The organism is Pseudomonas sp. IT-P44, assembly GCF_949768225.1.
GTDB lineage: Bacteria > Pseudomonadota > Gammaproteobacteria > Pseudomonadales > Pseudomonadaceae > Aquipseudomonas > Aquipseudomonas migulae.
The window spans coordinates 134,008-146,892 of the sequence record NZ_CATKQM010000024.1 but is presented as its reverse complement, the minus strand read 5'-3'; the positions used below and the strand labels follow the sequence as shown (position 1 = coordinate 146,892).

12 protein-coding genes, 2 tRNA genes and 1 pseudogene are annotated in these 12,885 nt (G+C 56.5%); 9 read left to right on the top strand and 6 right to left on the bottom strand.

What is annotated here, in order from left to right; genetic code table 11:
• The first annotated feature begins 107 nt into the window (after positions 1–107).
• From nirB to ACM6IO_RS14230, 5 genes are all read left to right on the top strand, one after another.
• The gene (gene nirB, locus ACM6IO_RS14250; protein ID WP_414911701.1) at positions 108–2,669 is read left to right on the top strand and encodes a nitrite reductase large subunit NirB; all 2,562 of its coding nucleotides are present in this window, start codon (positions 108–110) and stop codon (positions 2,667–2,669) included.
• Positions 2,669–3,046 carry a nitrite reductase small subunit NirD gene (gene nirD / locus ACM6IO_RS14245; RefSeq protein WP_192227025.1) on the top strand — a complete coding sequence of 126 codons (378 nt, stop codon included), beginning with the start codon at positions 2,669–2,671 and terminating at the stop codon, positions 3,044–3,046. Before nirB ends, nirD begins: the two co-directional genes overlap by 1 nt.
• Before the next feature lie 40 nt (positions 3,047–3,086).
• On the top strand, positions 3,087–3,527 hold the full coding sequence (locus ACM6IO_RS14240; protein WP_008029579.1) for a CBS domain-containing protein: 441 nt from the start codon (positions 3,087–3,089) through the stop codon (positions 3,525–3,527).
• Positions 3,528–3,778: 251 nt separating this feature from the next.
• A tRNA-Cys gene (locus ACM6IO_RS14235) sits at positions 3,779–3,852 on the top strand.
• Between the two features lie 195 nt (positions 3,853–4,047).
• Positions 4,048–4,134, top strand: a tRNA-Leu gene (locus ACM6IO_RS14230).
• A 201-nt stretch (positions 4,135–4,335) separates the two neighbouring features.
• Here ACM6IO_RS14230 and ACM6IO_RS14225 read toward each other — a convergent pair.
• Positions 4,336–4,626, bottom strand: coding sequence for a DUF1330 domain-containing protein (locus ACM6IO_RS14225; protein ID WP_414911700.1), 291 nt, complete (start codon positions 4,624–4,626; stop codon positions 4,336–4,338).
• A 40-nt stretch (positions 4,627–4,666) separates the two neighbouring features.
• On the bottom strand, positions 4,667–5,683 hold the full coding sequence (locus ACM6IO_RS14220) for a zinc-dependent alcohol dehydrogenase family protein (protein WP_414911699.1): 1,017 nt from the start codon (positions 5,681–5,683) through the stop codon (positions 4,667–4,669).
• 88 nt (positions 5,684–5,771) lie between these two features.
• On the opposite strand from ACM6IO_RS14220, the gene ACM6IO_RS14215 reads away from it, so the two are divergent.
• Positions 5,772–6,677 carry a LysR family transcriptional regulator gene (locus ACM6IO_RS14215; protein ID WP_414911698.1) on the top strand — a complete coding sequence of 302 codons (906 nt, stop codon included), beginning with the start codon at positions 5,772–5,774 and terminating at the stop codon, positions 6,675–6,677.
• 903 nt (positions 6,678–7,580) lie between these two features.
• Here ACM6IO_RS14215 and ACM6IO_RS14210 read toward each other — a convergent pair.
• Positions 7,581–8,021 carry a hotdog fold domain-containing protein gene (locus tag ACM6IO_RS14210; protein ID WP_057005557.1) on the bottom strand — a complete coding sequence of 147 codons (441 nt, stop codon included), beginning with the start codon at positions 8,019–8,021 and terminating at the stop codon, positions 7,581–7,583.
• 135 nt (positions 8,022–8,156) lie between these two features.
• On the opposite strand from ACM6IO_RS14210, the pseudogene ACM6IO_RS14205 reads away from it, so the two are divergent.
• Positions 8,157–8,778: pseudogene (locus tag ACM6IO_RS14205) on the top strand (TetR/AcrR family transcriptional regulator).
• 106 nt (positions 8,779–8,884) lie between these two features.
• Here the strand turns inward: ACM6IO_RS14205 and ACM6IO_RS14200 are convergent.
• The gene (locus ACM6IO_RS14200; RefSeq protein WP_414911697.1) at positions 8,885–9,286 is read right to left on the bottom strand and encodes a winged helix-turn-helix transcriptional regulator; all 402 of its coding nucleotides are present in this window, start codon (positions 9,284–9,286) and stop codon (positions 8,885–8,887) included.
• 95 nt (positions 9,287–9,381) lie between these two features.
• On the opposite strand from ACM6IO_RS14200, the gene ACM6IO_RS14195 reads away from it, so the two are divergent.
• Both ACM6IO_RS14195 and ACM6IO_RS14190 read left to right on the top strand, forming a co-directional pair.
• Entirely contained in the window at positions 9,382–9,789 is a 408-nt protein-coding gene (locus ACM6IO_RS14195) for a DoxX family protein (protein ID WP_414911696.1), read from the top strand.
• Between the two features lie 11 nt (positions 9,790–9,800).
• A complete protein-coding gene (locus ACM6IO_RS14190; RefSeq protein ID WP_414911695.1) occupies positions 9,801–10,544 on the top strand; it encodes an SDR family NAD(P)-dependent oxidoreductase in 744 nt (247 codons plus the stop codon).
• A 72-nt stretch (positions 10,545–10,616) separates the two neighbouring features.
• On the opposite strand, the gene ACM6IO_RS14185 is transcribed toward ACM6IO_RS14190, so the two are convergent.
• Entirely contained in the window at positions 10,617–11,822 is a 1,206-nt protein-coding gene (locus tag ACM6IO_RS14185) for an MFS transporter (RefSeq protein ID WP_414911694.1), read from the bottom strand.
• A 90-nt stretch (positions 11,823–11,912) separates the two neighbouring features.
• The gene (locus tag ACM6IO_RS14180) at positions 11,913–12,884 is read right to left on the bottom strand and encodes an alpha/beta hydrolase (protein ID WP_414911784.1); all 972 of its coding nucleotides are present in this window, start codon (positions 12,882–12,884) and stop codon (positions 11,913–11,915) included.
• Between the last annotated feature and the right edge of the window lies 1 nt (position 12,885).

The window sequence follows — 12,885 nt, the reverse complement described above, 5'->3', positions numbered from 1 at the left end:
TAGACGTCTGGTGCTAACACCGCAAAAGAACAGGCAAAGACGCCTGGAACCGCAAGGTTTCAGGCGTTTTTTTTTGCTTTTTGAACCGTTTTAGCCGGGTGCTTCTTATGAATTCCAATGTTGCCGCGTTGAACAAAGTGCAAACGCTGATCGTGATCGGCAATGGCATGGTCGGACATCATTGCGTCGAGCAGTTGATTGAGCGGGGCGCGCTTGACCAGTATCGGCTGCACGTCTTCAGCGAGGAGCCGATGCGTGCCTACGACCGCGTGCATCTGTCCGAGTACTTCTCGGGGCGTGATGCCGAATCGTTGGCGCTGTCCGATGCGTCGCTTTACCAGACGCCGGGCGTCACCCTGCATTTGGGTGTGCCGGTGCTGGAAATCGACCGCACCCGTCGCCAGGTGATTACCGCGCAAGGCAGCATCCCTTACGACAAGTTGGTGTTGGCCACCGGTTCTTATCCGTTTGTGCCGCCAGTCGAAGGTGCCGAAGGCGATTCGCGCCTGGTGTATCGAACCCTTGAAGACCTCGATGCGATCCGTGCTGCGGCAGCCAATGCCCGACGCGGCGTCGTGGTCGGCGGTGGCCTGCTGGGCCTTGAAGCCGCCAATGCCCTGAAAAGCCTCGGCCTGGAAGCGCATGTGGTGGAATTCGCCCCGCGCCTGATGCCGGTGCAGCTAGACACAATGGGTGGGCTTGCGCTCAAGTCGCAGATCGAAAGACTCGGTGTCGGTGTGCACCTGTCGCGCTCTACTCAATCGATCAGCGCGGGCGAGGAATATCGCTACCGCATGAACTTCGCCAATGACGAGTTTCTTGAAACCGACCTGATCGTGTTCTCGGCGGGCATCCGCGCACAAGATGCGCTGGCCCGGCAATGCGCGCTGGAGATCGGCCCGCGCGGCGGCGTAGTGATCAATGACGAATGCCTGAGCAGCGATCCGGACATTTACGCCATCGGCGAATGCGCCTCCTGGAACGGTAGTCTTTTTGGCTTGGTCGCGCCGGGCTACCAGATGGCGCGCGGTGTGGCGGCACGTCTGTGCAACGACACGGCCGAGCCGTTTCTGGGCGCCGACATGTCGACCAAACTCAAACTGTTGGGCGTTGACGTCGGCTCCATCGGCGATGCCCACGGCAACACGCCAGGCGCACGCAGTTATCAGTTCATCGACGAAACCACGGCCAGCTATCGACGGCTGGTGGTGGATGCCTCGGGCAAGCATGTCATCGGCGCGGTGCTGGTCGGCGACAACAGCTACTACGACACGCTGCTGCAATACATGCAGAACGCGATTGCCTTGCCGGCGGAACCCGCCAGCCTGATTCTGCCGTCATCCGAAGGCGCGCCGACCCTGGGCCCGGGCGCGTTGCCCGAATCGGCCACGGTCTGCTCGTGCCACAACGTCACCAAGGGTTCCATCTGCTCGGCCATCGATGGCGGCTGCACCGACCTGGGCCTGCTCAAGTCTCAGACCAAGGCTTGCACCGGCTGCGGTGGCTGCGCCGGCCTGCTCAAGCAAGTGTTCGAACATGAGTTGATCGCCCGGGGCGTCAGTGTCGACAAAAGCCTGTGCGAACACTTTGCCTATACCCGTCAGGAACTGTATGCGCTGGTCCGCGTAGAAGGGGTCATCACCTTCGAAGAACTGCTGGCCAAACACGGCCGTGGCCACACCGGTTGCGACGTCTGCAAGCCGGCCGTGGGCTCGATTCTCGCGTCGTGCTGGAACCAGCCGATCATGGACGCATCGCTGGTGCCGTTGCAGGACACCAACGACACCTTCATGGCCAACATGCAGAAAAACGGCACCTATTCGGTGGTGCCGCGTATTCCCGGTGGTGAGATCACGGCCGACAAACTGATCGCGATCGGTGTCGTGGCGAAAAAATACGACCTCTACACCAAAATCACCGGCGGTCAGCGGATCGACCTGTTCGGCGCGCAGCTGCATGAACTGCCGGACATCTGGGCCGAACTGATCGAAGCCGGTTTCGAAACCGGGCACGCCTACGGCAAATCGACCCGGACGGTGAAGTCCTGCGTCGGCAGCACCTGGTGCCGTTATGGCGTGCAGGACAGCGTGCAAATGGCCCTGACCATCGAGGACCGCTACAAGGGATTGCGCTCGCCGCACAAGCTCAAGTTCGCAGTGTCCGGTTGCACCCGTGAGTGCGCCGAAGCCCAGAGCAAAGACGTCGGCGTGATCGCCACCGAGAAGGGCTGGAACCTCTACATCGCCGGTAACGGCGGCATGCGCCCACGCCACGCCGAGCTGTTCGCCACAGACCTGGACGATGCGACGCTGATCCGCTACATCGACCGTTTCCTGATGTTCTACATCCGCACCGCCGACAAACTGCAACGCACCTCGGTGTGGCGCGAAAGCCTGGAGGGCGGCCTCGACTTCCTCAAAGAGGTGATCATCAACGACAGCCTCGGGCTCGGCGCCGAGCTCGAATCGCAGATGCAACTGGTGGTCGACCGCTACGAATGCGAGTGGGCCAACGTCCTCAAAGACCCGGAAAAACTCAAGCGCTTCCGGACCTTCGTCAACGACAAACGCCCGGACCCGGACATCCATTTTGTCCAGGAACGCGGCCAACGGCGCCCGATCATGGCCGCCGAACTCAACCTGATCCCTGTCACCGAGGAGATTGCCTGATGAGCCAGTCCACTACCCAACGCATCGATTCCCTGGCCGACAGCGATGTCTGGCAAACCGTGTGCGAGCAGCAGGACCTTGTCTCTAACTCCGGCGTCGTCGTGTGGCTCGACGGCGCACAAGTGGCGCTGTTCTACCTGCCGGGCGCGGAGGGGCGAAGCCTCTACGCCATCGACAACCATGACCCGCAATCCGGGGCGAACGTCATCGGGCGCGGGTTGGTCGGCAGCATCAAGGGTGATCTCGTGGTTGCTTCACCGATCTACAAACAGCATTTTCGCCTCGAGGACGGCAGTTGCCTGGAGTATCCGCAGCAACGTTTGCGGGTCTGGCCGGTGCGGCTTAACGGCAGCGTGGTGGAAGTCGGGCTGGCTTGAGGTCAAGCATCGGCAATAAGCAACGATAGCGGAGGCATCCATGAAAACAGCCGCACAGCTGCTGAAACTGAAAGTCGTGCAAAACCAGCACGTGCATAGCATCGCGCCAGACCAGATGGTGCTTGAAGCGCTGAAAATGATGGCCGAGAAGAATGTAGGCGCGCTGCCGGTCATCGAAGCAGGGCAGGTGGTCGGCGTTATCAGCGAGCGCGACTATGCGCGCAAAGTCGTTCTACAGGGACGCTCCTCGGTCGGCACGCCGGTGCGCGACATCATGAGCGCGCCGGTGGTGACAGCCGACAGTCAGCAGAGCATCGAGCGCTGCATGGAAGTCATGACCGACAGCCACCTGCGGCATCTGCCGGTGTTGGATAGCGGCGAGCTGATCGGGTTGTTGTCGATTGGCGACCTGGTCAAAGAGGCAATTGTCGAGCAGGCCGATTTGATCCGGCAATTGGAGTACTACATTCGCGGGCACTAAGCGGGCCGGGGGCATGCTGAAGCCGTATTGGTGCGCGCGGGCGAAGCGTTGAGCCTGCGTCGCAACATGCAAAGCACCCGGCAAATTTTTTTTGAAATCAAGGGGTTGCCAGTCTTCGGAAATCAGTACATAATTCACGCCATCGAAAGCACTGACCGCTGAAAAAGCTCAATGTTTTCAAGGAGTTAGATCTAGATCTTCTCCAAGACTGTACGCGTTTGGTGTTGTGCTACATGACATCAGATGTTTGAGGCCGAGTAGCAAAATGGTTATGCAGTGGATTGCAAATCCACCTACGCCGGTTCGATTCCGACCTCGGCCTCCACTTTAAACAAGCTCCGTAGATCGATGATTTACGGAGCTTTTTTATTTGCGTCGTCCTGCAAGATTTAGTCTTGAAATGGGCGTTTGCAAACTTGCTTCACCGGGACGGGATGTATATATTTCGTCCTCTGCTGCACAGGCGTCAGAACTGACAGATCATCATTTGTCAGCCATCAGACTGCCTGACCGCGCTACCGCCCGAATGGCGAAACTGGTAGACGCATGGGACTTAAAATCCCCCGCTCGTAAGGGCGTGCCGGTTCGATTCCGGCTTCGGGCACCATGAATATCAAGGGCTTGCGTGACATACCTCACGCAAGCCCTTAATTTTTTACTCCGCAAAAACCAATCTCTGCTCAGCAATTCGTTACCGTTGGTCATTTCGTAGGCGTGACTTTCATGCCTTTGCGCATCCGAATGTACTGCTCTGTCATACCGACGGTGGTGTGCCCTAGCAGGGTTCTGGATATCCTCGGTAGGCGTTTTAACTTACTCCGTCTATGACAAACCCTCGATAGATTGCACCCTTGAGCCTGTGTCCAACGATGGACTGATACGCGTCGCCGTGATACCAGGCCGTGGCTTCGTCGAATGTCGGGAAGGAGAAAAGTACAACGCCTTCTGGTAATTCCCCTTCAAACGCCTCAATCCGTTGATAGGCTGAAAGCACCGTGGACTGCAGGCCGGCAAGAGCAATGGGCGCTTTTTGTGCATAGATATCAAGCTCATGCTGATCGAGCGTTTTCTCTCGGATGAAGATTACATAAGCAGTCATGATCGGCCCCTAAGTTATCGTTGACTGGGTGGTCATCACATCAGTGGCTGATAACGACCTTGCCGAAGACGTCGCGTGTCATGAGTTTTTCGTACGCCCGCTTGGCGTCCCCAAACTCAAAACGACTGTCGATTACAGGGCTGATTCCATGCGCGGCGATGCCTGCGATCAAATCTTCCAGATCTTGTCGACTGCCCAGGGCGATAGGCTGGTATCGCGCCTGGCTCATGAACATGGACATGAAGTCGACGCTGCCTTCCAAGCCCGCGAGTACCCCAACCATCGAAACTTGGCCACCTACCGCAATGGCCTTGACCGATTCCTGGAAAGTGCCCGGGCCACCCACCTCAACGATGCGATTGACGCCATTGCCGTTGGTAAGCACCCGGACCTGTTGCGACCATGCGGGATGGGTTTTGTAGTTTATGATTTCGTCTACGCCCAACAGCTTGAGCTGTTCGGACTTCTCATCGCTGGATGTGGTGGCAATGACGCGCGCGCCCAACGCTTTCGCAAACTGGATGGCGAACAACGAGACGCCTCCCGTTCCCTGTGTCAGTACCGTGTCGCCTGCGCTTACTCCTTTGACCGCAGACCACGCAGTGACCGCAGCACAAGGTAGGGTAGCGGCCTCTTCAAAGCTCAGACTGTCAGGAATGTGTGCCAGAGCGTTTTCTGACGTGACGCGGTAATCTGCCAGCCAGCCGTCGACATCATATGAGTACTGGGAATATTTTCCGGTGAACGGCCCGTCGATCCATTCAGGGAAGAATGAGTTCACGACTCGATCTCCAGTAACGAAGCGAGTCACTCCCTCGCCAACGGCGACCACCTCACCTGCACCGTCGGAAAGAGGGATGGTGCCCGACGGTACGGGCGCTGTGTAGTGTCCTTGCAGAATGAGGATATCTCGGAAATTCAACGAGGAGGCGCGTACGCGGACGACGACTTCGCCTGAGGCCGGGGCCGGAGTCGCTATGGCACCGTTGACAAGGCCATCGAGCCCGCCAAATTTTTCGAGGTGATAGGCGCGGTTTTGTTTGGTTTCAGCATTCATGAAGCAATCCTTTCTAGGGGGTTGATACATTATTTTCCCCTTGAATGCCGTGGTTGATAATCCACTTCCACCTACTCATACTGTTTAGATGAACTACACAATCGGACGCGGTGAGTTAGATGGGGTTCTCGTGTTCTTGGCGGTCGCCGAGGAGCGCGGCTTTCGGGCGGCTGCGCGCCGCCTTGGCATTACCCCATCAGCTGTTAGCCAGGCGATACGCGCATTCGAGCAGCGAGTGGGAGTGCCACTGCTGGCACGAACTACCAGAAGCGTCGGACTGACTGAGGCTGGAGAAAGACTGCTGCTTCAAGTGCGGCCTGCTGCTCAGCAGGTGCTTCTGGGAATTGAGTCCGCGCGTAACTTCGGTGAGTCTGTAACCGGGCTGCTTCGAATCAGCGTTCCCAGGGCAAGTGTTCCTGTGCTGACAGAACGCTTCGTGCCTGGGTTCCTTAGCGCGAACCCGGGAATACAGCTTGAATTTGTCGGTGATGATCACCTGGTGGACATCATTGATGAAGGTTGCGATGCCGGAGTACGACCGCGTTCTTATGTACACGCTGATATGGTTGCGGTACCTCTGACCGCTGAGGAACCCACCATTGTCGTCGGCTCACCGTCCCTGATTGCGCGCTATGCGCGGCCTCTGCTGCCTGATGATATCTTAAGCCTGCCGTGCATCACCTACCGGCAGGCGGGTATTGTGCTGGACAGCTGGACATTCAGCGTCTCGGGCGAAAGGCACGTAGTGCGCGTTCGTGGTCCGTTGATACTGGATGATGTGGCTGCTTGTATTCACGCCGCGGAGCGAGGGGTCGGATTGTTCATGCTTCCGCGATCTCTCGTTGCGCGCAATATCCACGCTGGAACACTTGAAGTCTTACTCGAAAGCTTCTCGGTGACCTTTCCCGGATTGGCGCTTTATTATCCCAGTCGGCGAAATGTGCTGCCCAAACTTCGCGCATTCATCGACTATGTTTTAGTCGGCAGACCTTGATAAGGGCATTGCAGTTGCTCGGTATGCGAGCCAGGAAGTGAAATGCACCTCGCATTGCAGGCTCCTCCTTTTGTAGTGTGCAAGAGTGAGCGAGGCGCTGAGCGCCATAGGTGATCCCTAAATGCCAGGCTTTCAAATTCGGGTGATTGTTGCGCTCCTACGCATGACCCGGCGAAAACGAATTTGCGGTTCTCTCGAAGCGTTGTTCGAAGGTATTTAAAAGTGCGCAAGATGGGCCCGGCCAGGCTTACACATCGAATGATGGGGAACGTCCAGGTAGAACATCGAATCGTGGATGGAGTTGAGGTGTATCGGTTGCCCCCTCATGCTCCCGATGTTTCAGCAAAGCACGTTTTGTATCTGCACGGAGGGGCATGCATATGCCCTCTGTGAAATCCGCCTTGATTCCGTTGTCTCCGTAATGACCGCGCACGCTGACGGTCACGTCCAATTTCCCAAGGTATCCCCACCGAAACCGCAAGACATGGCGCTCAATTCGAAGGTCGCTTGATATCCGCTCGAGTCGAAGACTAGCCCGCCAACGGTGCGCCAGACGCAATAGCGAGTTGGATGAAGTGAAGGTGCGCTTCCATGGCTGCCCAAGAAAACAGCGCAGTTGGTGAAAGTCTTTGCCCTGTCGAATCTGTGCATGACGCGCCGACATTTTCTGACGAAGGCGGGAGGTGCCTCTGTGATGCAGATCCAGAGTCTGCCTTCATCCCCATTATTAGGGGGCGTGTAACGCCCTGAATCGCTCCGGGTTTTCTAGACACTCCCCAAGCTCGCTGTGCGGCGCTTTTCAAACTCTACCGGTGACAGTTAATTGTTGAAACTATGACGCATTTTTCATGCTCGCAGCAGGAGCGATTTGGCTCGGCATAACGCCGAGCCTATAGAAAAGGCCTAAGCGATTTTCACATTCATCGTGATTCTGGCAGTGAAAACTTTCACGCCACCCTCGTCGAAGATATCAACCGGAACGAACTTGTCGCCGCCGGTTTTCCAGTCAATACCGCTGCCATCAGCTACAGCTCGAATGCTCGATTTTGCTTTCGCGAGATATTCAACGGTCATGCCTTTCGGAATCCATTTGGCGCCTGAAGGAATCGAAGCGTCAGTCATCATTCCGCCCGCGAGCTCGGCTGCGTTGCACAGGGCTATCGCGTGCACAGATGCCAGATGGTTGGTGATTTCCTTGCGAAACGGCACGTTAACGACTGCATGGCCTGGGCTGAGCTCTGAAATCTCAGGGGCGATTGTGCTGAAGTAAGGTGCCATTTGGCAGGCCATATTGCTGAACGCGGCGGGGCCTACGCTATTGAACATGCTTAGAGCTTGACTCATGAGATACCCTCTTGGTTGAATGCAGAACAATATTCTGTAACGGAACAATATTCTGTATATCTGGAAGCTGTCAAGCCAAGCTTTCTTTACGGTGCGTTCAACCTATAGACTCCGCTTCATTTGGCGTTTCCCCTCATGCATTCAACTGATCTGATCGAGCGTATCTATCCGGGAAGGCGTAGCGAGCTCAAGCGCACTATCCTGCGCCGAGCACTTGCCTGCTTTAACGAGGTAGGTATCGAAGCCACAAACATCGAAACCATTCGGGCTCAATGCGAAACGAGCGTAGGCGCTATCTATCATCACTTCGGGAGTAAAGAGGGACTGGTGGCCGCTCTTTTTTTCGCTGCGCTAGAAGATCAGGCAGCGCTCCGAGATAGCTATTTGCAGAAAGCACAGACGGCTCAAGCGGGTGTAGCGGCTCTGATCTATAGCTACGCTGAATGGGTAGATGAGCAACCGGATTGGGCTCGCTTTGTTTTCCAAAGTCGCTACGCCGTCTCAAATGGGCCTTTCAACGGTGAATTGCTTGAACGCAATAAACAACGCAACAGGCAGTTGTTGGACTGGATGAGTGTCGAGGGCCGCAAGGAGCAGTTCAGTCATCTTCCTGTAGAACTCTTACCGTCACTTATCATCGGAGCGACAGAAAGCTATTCGCGTGCTTGGCTTTCCGGGAGGGTCAAAAAAAACCCCGAAGCAGTATCAGGACTTTCTCGCGAAGGCTGCTTGGAATTCGATTACGCAAATAGACTAGATAGCTAACTGACCTTGGAGTAAGTGTCGGAGGTTCTGAATCAGCTGGCTTTCAAGGCGCAGGAAGCACGTCGCACATCACCTCGGCTGCAGTGAATCGCTCAGGTTTAAACCGCACCATCACCTTTGCGGGTGCTGTTAGCTTTTCGGCCACGTGGATTTGGTTTCACGGGGACGCTTTTCCCGTACTCGCTCCACCAGGTGGCGAGAGCCGCCATCGTCGGCCCGAGTGCACTCGCCTTGGCTGTCATCTCATATTCGACGCGCGGAGGTACTTCCGCGAAGACTGTTCGCGAGATCAGGCCATCGTTTTCAAGCTCTCGGAGTTGCGCCGTCAGCATGTGTTGCGTGATGCCGCTAATCGCCTTGCGCAGTTCCCCAAAGCGGTACATTCGCTGGTTTAGCAGCCACATGATTTCAAGCTTCCACTTGCCTGAAAGCAGCGAAAATGCGCGGCGCATTTCCTCGTGCATGTTGATCTGAGCTACATCATTAGTCTGGTTTTCCATACTAAGTACCAGTATTTCATCCTACTTGTGGGTTTTCATGTTAGGCGACATCTTTGCCCTAAGTCGACGTAACAATACCTGCTTAGGAAAACCTCATGATCGTAAATTATATTTACTGGATTAGCACGGCGCTGCTTTCGCTGCTCTATTTCGCCTCTGCCTCGATGTACATCACCAAAGGAGACTATGTACGAAACGCACAAGCGCAGTTGGGCTATTCAGCCTCCCACCTTGTGCCTTTAATGATCGTGGTCAAGGTACTGGGTCCTGCTGCGATTTTGTGGCGCTACAATGTGGCGCTCAGTGAACTCGCTTATGCCGGTATGTTTTATCACCTGCTGCTTTCAGCTTCAGCGCACCTGGGTGTTCACAAGCCCAAAGGTGCTATCCCGGCAGCCGTGGGGCTCATTCTCCTGACCGCCTCCTTTATGACACAAAACGCCGTTCGCGAATTTCCGTCGCCTTACGCACCGGCGGCGATCATCCAAACGACTCTTGGATAATGGGGAATGCTATGACTCGACTCAGTGGAAAAGTGGCCATTGTCACCGGCGCCGGTCGTGGCATTGGCCGAGCCACCGCAAAGATTTTCGCGGTGCAGGGCGCGAAAGTCGCGGTCGTTTCGCGTACGGCTGAAAATGTCGATCAGGTCGTTTCTGATATTCAGTCCGCAGGCGGCGTCGCGCTCGGAATCGTTTGCGATATCGCGGATCCCGATCAAATTACTGCTGCTGTCGACAAGGTGATGGCTGCCTTTGGACGGATCGACATTCTGGTGAACAACGCTTTCGATCCCTCTGTGGTTTTTTCATCGGTGATCGAGCTATCCGCCGAGCAATTGCAGCGTAATTTCGAAATGGGCCCGATTGCTTATCTGCGAACGATGCAGGCGTGCTATCCCCATCTCAAAGCCAGCGGTGAGGGCAGGGTGATCAACTTCGCTTCCTTGGCCGGTGTCATCGGCATGCAGGGCTACGCGCCTTACAACATGGCCAAGGAGGCGGTACGTGCCTTGACTCGCTCGGCGGCCAGGGAGTGGGGCGCTGACAAGATCACTGTCAACAATGTCATGCCGGCCGCTGACACTTGGGGAACTGCGGTCGATGTGCCTGCACCCACTAACGTACTTGGCCGTTATGGATCGCCGGAGGAAGACATTGCGCCAGTGGTGCTGTTCCTCGCCAGCAAGGATGGGCAATTTCTGACGGGATACAGCCTGACACCGGACGGCGGCCAAATCATCGACAGTGCACGCTGATTTTACCGTCCAGCCTGTGAACGATTGCTCCACCGGAACCACAAGAAACGCCTTGGCGTGTCTTGTGTTTTTTTATGCGATGTTCACCGATGCAACCGGCTCCCGCGTGGCAGAGCGTGCAGCCAGGAAGGCAAGCACAGCCGCCACGCCCAGCAATGCGGCGCTCAACTCGAAGGTTGCGCGATAGCCGCTCAAGTCAAACACCAGCCCGCCAACGGTTGCACCCGAGGCAATGGCCAGTTGAATGATCGCCACCATTAAGCCACCTCCCGCTTCAGCAGCCTCTGGCAATGTTCTTGCCAGCCATGTCCACCATCCCACTGGAGCTGCCGTTGCAACCAGTCCCCAGAGACCCAACAAGACAGTGGTGGTGGCCGCCGAACTGCCGAATGAAACGAGCGCCAGTGCGATCACCGCCATCAATATCGGAATGACGATGAGGGTGCGATGCAGGCCATTTTTCAAGAAGGCTTCAATCAGGAAGGTTCCCGCGAGCCCAGCCAGACCCAAGACGAGCAACATCAGCGACAGCGTGGAAACACTGACGTGCGTGACCGTTTCAAGGAACGGGCGCAGGTAGGTAAACAGCATAAACTGCCCCATGAAAAAGACACTGACCGCCACCATGCCTAACGCGACCGGTGGGCTTTTCATCAACTTGAAGACATTCCCAGTGCCCGAACCACTTTGCGACTTCATCGCCGGAAGGCTAAACAGAAGCCAGACAGAGGCGATTACCGCGACCGGGATGACGCACAGGAATGCACCGCGCCAGCCGATCAATGCGCCAAGGAAACTGCCCAACGGCGCTGCAATCACTGTTGCCAGAGCGTTGCCGCCGTTGACGATTGCCATGGCGCGAGTGATCTGGTCTTCGGGCACCAGACGCATGGCGGTTGCCGCCGACAGCGACCAGAAGCCGCCTATCGCTACCCCGATCAACGCGCGGCCGATCATGAATACCCAGTAATTCGGCGCGAAAGCGACCACTGTTCCCGAAATGATCATCAGCACAGTCAGTGACAACAGCAGAGGTTTGCGGTCGACCCGCGCCGCCACCGAAGCGATCAGGAGGCTGGCGAACAGCGCAAACAGCCCAGAGACAGAAATGCCCTGGCCCGCTTGCCCCTCGGTGATATGCAGATCGGCGGCAATCGGCGTCAGTAGGCTGACGGGCATGAATTCCGACGCCACCAGCACGAAGGCTGCAAGCGACATGGCGAATACGGCGCCCCACGATTGTTCAGCGTTCCGGGAGACGGGAGAGTGGTTGGTCATTGATTGAATCCTGTAATGCGCGAAGCGTCGCGGCCCCGTGAACGAGGCCGCGAGAGAGAGAGCCGGTGCCCGGCTAGGGCGCCGATCAGGCTACTTCAGGTTGCTTTTGAAGAACGAGGTCAACTTAGCGAATGGAATGAGGTTGACCCGGTCGTAAAGATCCACATGCCCGGCATCTGGAATAATCAGCAGTTCTTTGGGCTCGGCAGCGCGTTTGTAGGCGTCCTCACTGAACTCGAGCGAGTGTGCCTTGGCACCAGCAATGAACAGCAGTGGACGAGGGGAGATCGAATCGATGTCGTTAAACGGGTAGAAGTTCATGAACTTCACGTTGCTGGTCAGCGTCGGCATGGTGGTGGTCTGCGCCGATGCGCCGGCAGGCGTAACCTCGCCACGCGTGGTGCGGTAGAAATCGTAGAACTCGTCACCCACGGCGTTACCGGTTAGCTTCAGCGGCGTACCGCCGGTATAACGGATTTGACCACCCTGAAACTCTATATCACGCTGCTGCGCCGCCTCGCGAATGATCTGCTGACGTTGTTCCGCCGTTACGCCATGCTTGAGGCCATTACGATTGGCTGCGCCCATGTCGTACATGCTGACGGTGGCGATCGCCTTGAGGCGCGGATCAATCTTGGCCGCGCTGATGGCGAAGCTGCCACTGCCACAGATGCCAATGACGCCAATACGCTCGCGATCAACAATGGGTTGAGTGCCGAGAAAGTCCACGGCGGCACTAAAGTCTTCGGCATAGATATCAGGCGAGACTGCTTGGCGAGGTGTGCCTTCGCTGGCGCCCCAGAAGGACAAGTCCAGCGACAACATGACAAATCCTTGTTCAGCCATTTTGGTGGCGTAGAGGTTTGCACTCTGCTCCTTTACGGCGCCCATGGGGTGTCCAACGACAATGGCTGCGTTTTTCGTTTTCGGATCGAGGTCTGTCGGCGTGAACAGGTTGCCCGCGACTTTCATTCCGTATTGATTTTTGAAGGTGACCTTTTCCACCGTCACTTTGTCGCTTTTGTAGAAGTTGTCTGCACCGTTTGACATATCGGCTCCCATC

Bases quoted from the DNA above. Each gene is read 5' to 3' on its own strand.
- nirB (WP_414911701.1), top strand. From the start codon at position 108: ATGAATTCCAATGTTGCCGCGTTGAACAAAGTGCAAACGCTGATCGTG.
- nirD (WP_192227025.1), top strand. From the start codon at position 2,669: ATGAGCCAGTCCACTACCCAACGCATCGATTCCCTGGCCGACAGCGAT.
- ACM6IO_RS14240 (WP_008029579.1), top strand. From the start codon at position 3,087: ATGAAAACAGCCGCACAGCTGCTGAAACTGAAAGTCGTGCAAAACCAG.
- ACM6IO_RS14225 (WP_414911700.1), bottom strand. From the start codon at position 4,626: ATGACTGCTTATGTAATCTTCATCCGAGAGAAAACGCTCGATCAGCAT.
- ACM6IO_RS14220 (WP_414911699.1), bottom strand. From the start codon at position 5,683: ATGAATGCTGAAACCAAACAAAACCGCGCCTATCACCTCGAAAAATTT.
- ACM6IO_RS14215 (WP_414911698.1), top strand. From the start codon at position 5,772: ATGAACTACACAATCGGACGCGGTGAGTTAGATGGGGTTCTCGTGTTC.
- ACM6IO_RS14210 (WP_057005557.1), bottom strand. From the start codon at position 8,021: ATGAGTCAAGCTCTAAGCATGTTCAATAGCGTAGGCCCCGCCGCGTTC.
- ACM6IO_RS14200 (WP_414911697.1), bottom strand. From the start codon at position 9,286: ATGGAAAACCAGACTAATGATGTAGCTCAGATCAACATGCACGAGGAA.
- ACM6IO_RS14195 (WP_414911696.1), top strand. From the start codon at position 9,382: ATGATCGTAAATTATATTTACTGGATTAGCACGGCGCTGCTTTCGCTG.
- ACM6IO_RS14190 (WP_414911695.1), top strand. From the start codon at position 9,801: ATGACTCGACTCAGTGGAAAAGTGGCCATTGTCACCGGCGCCGGTCGT.
- ACM6IO_RS14185 (WP_414911694.1), bottom strand. From the start codon at position 11,822: ATGACCAACCACTCTCCCGTCTCCCGGAACGCTGAACAATCGTGGGGC.
- ACM6IO_RS14180 (WP_414911784.1), bottom strand. From the start codon at position 12,884: ATGGGAGCCGATATGTCAAACGGTGCAGACAACTTCTACAAAAGCGAC.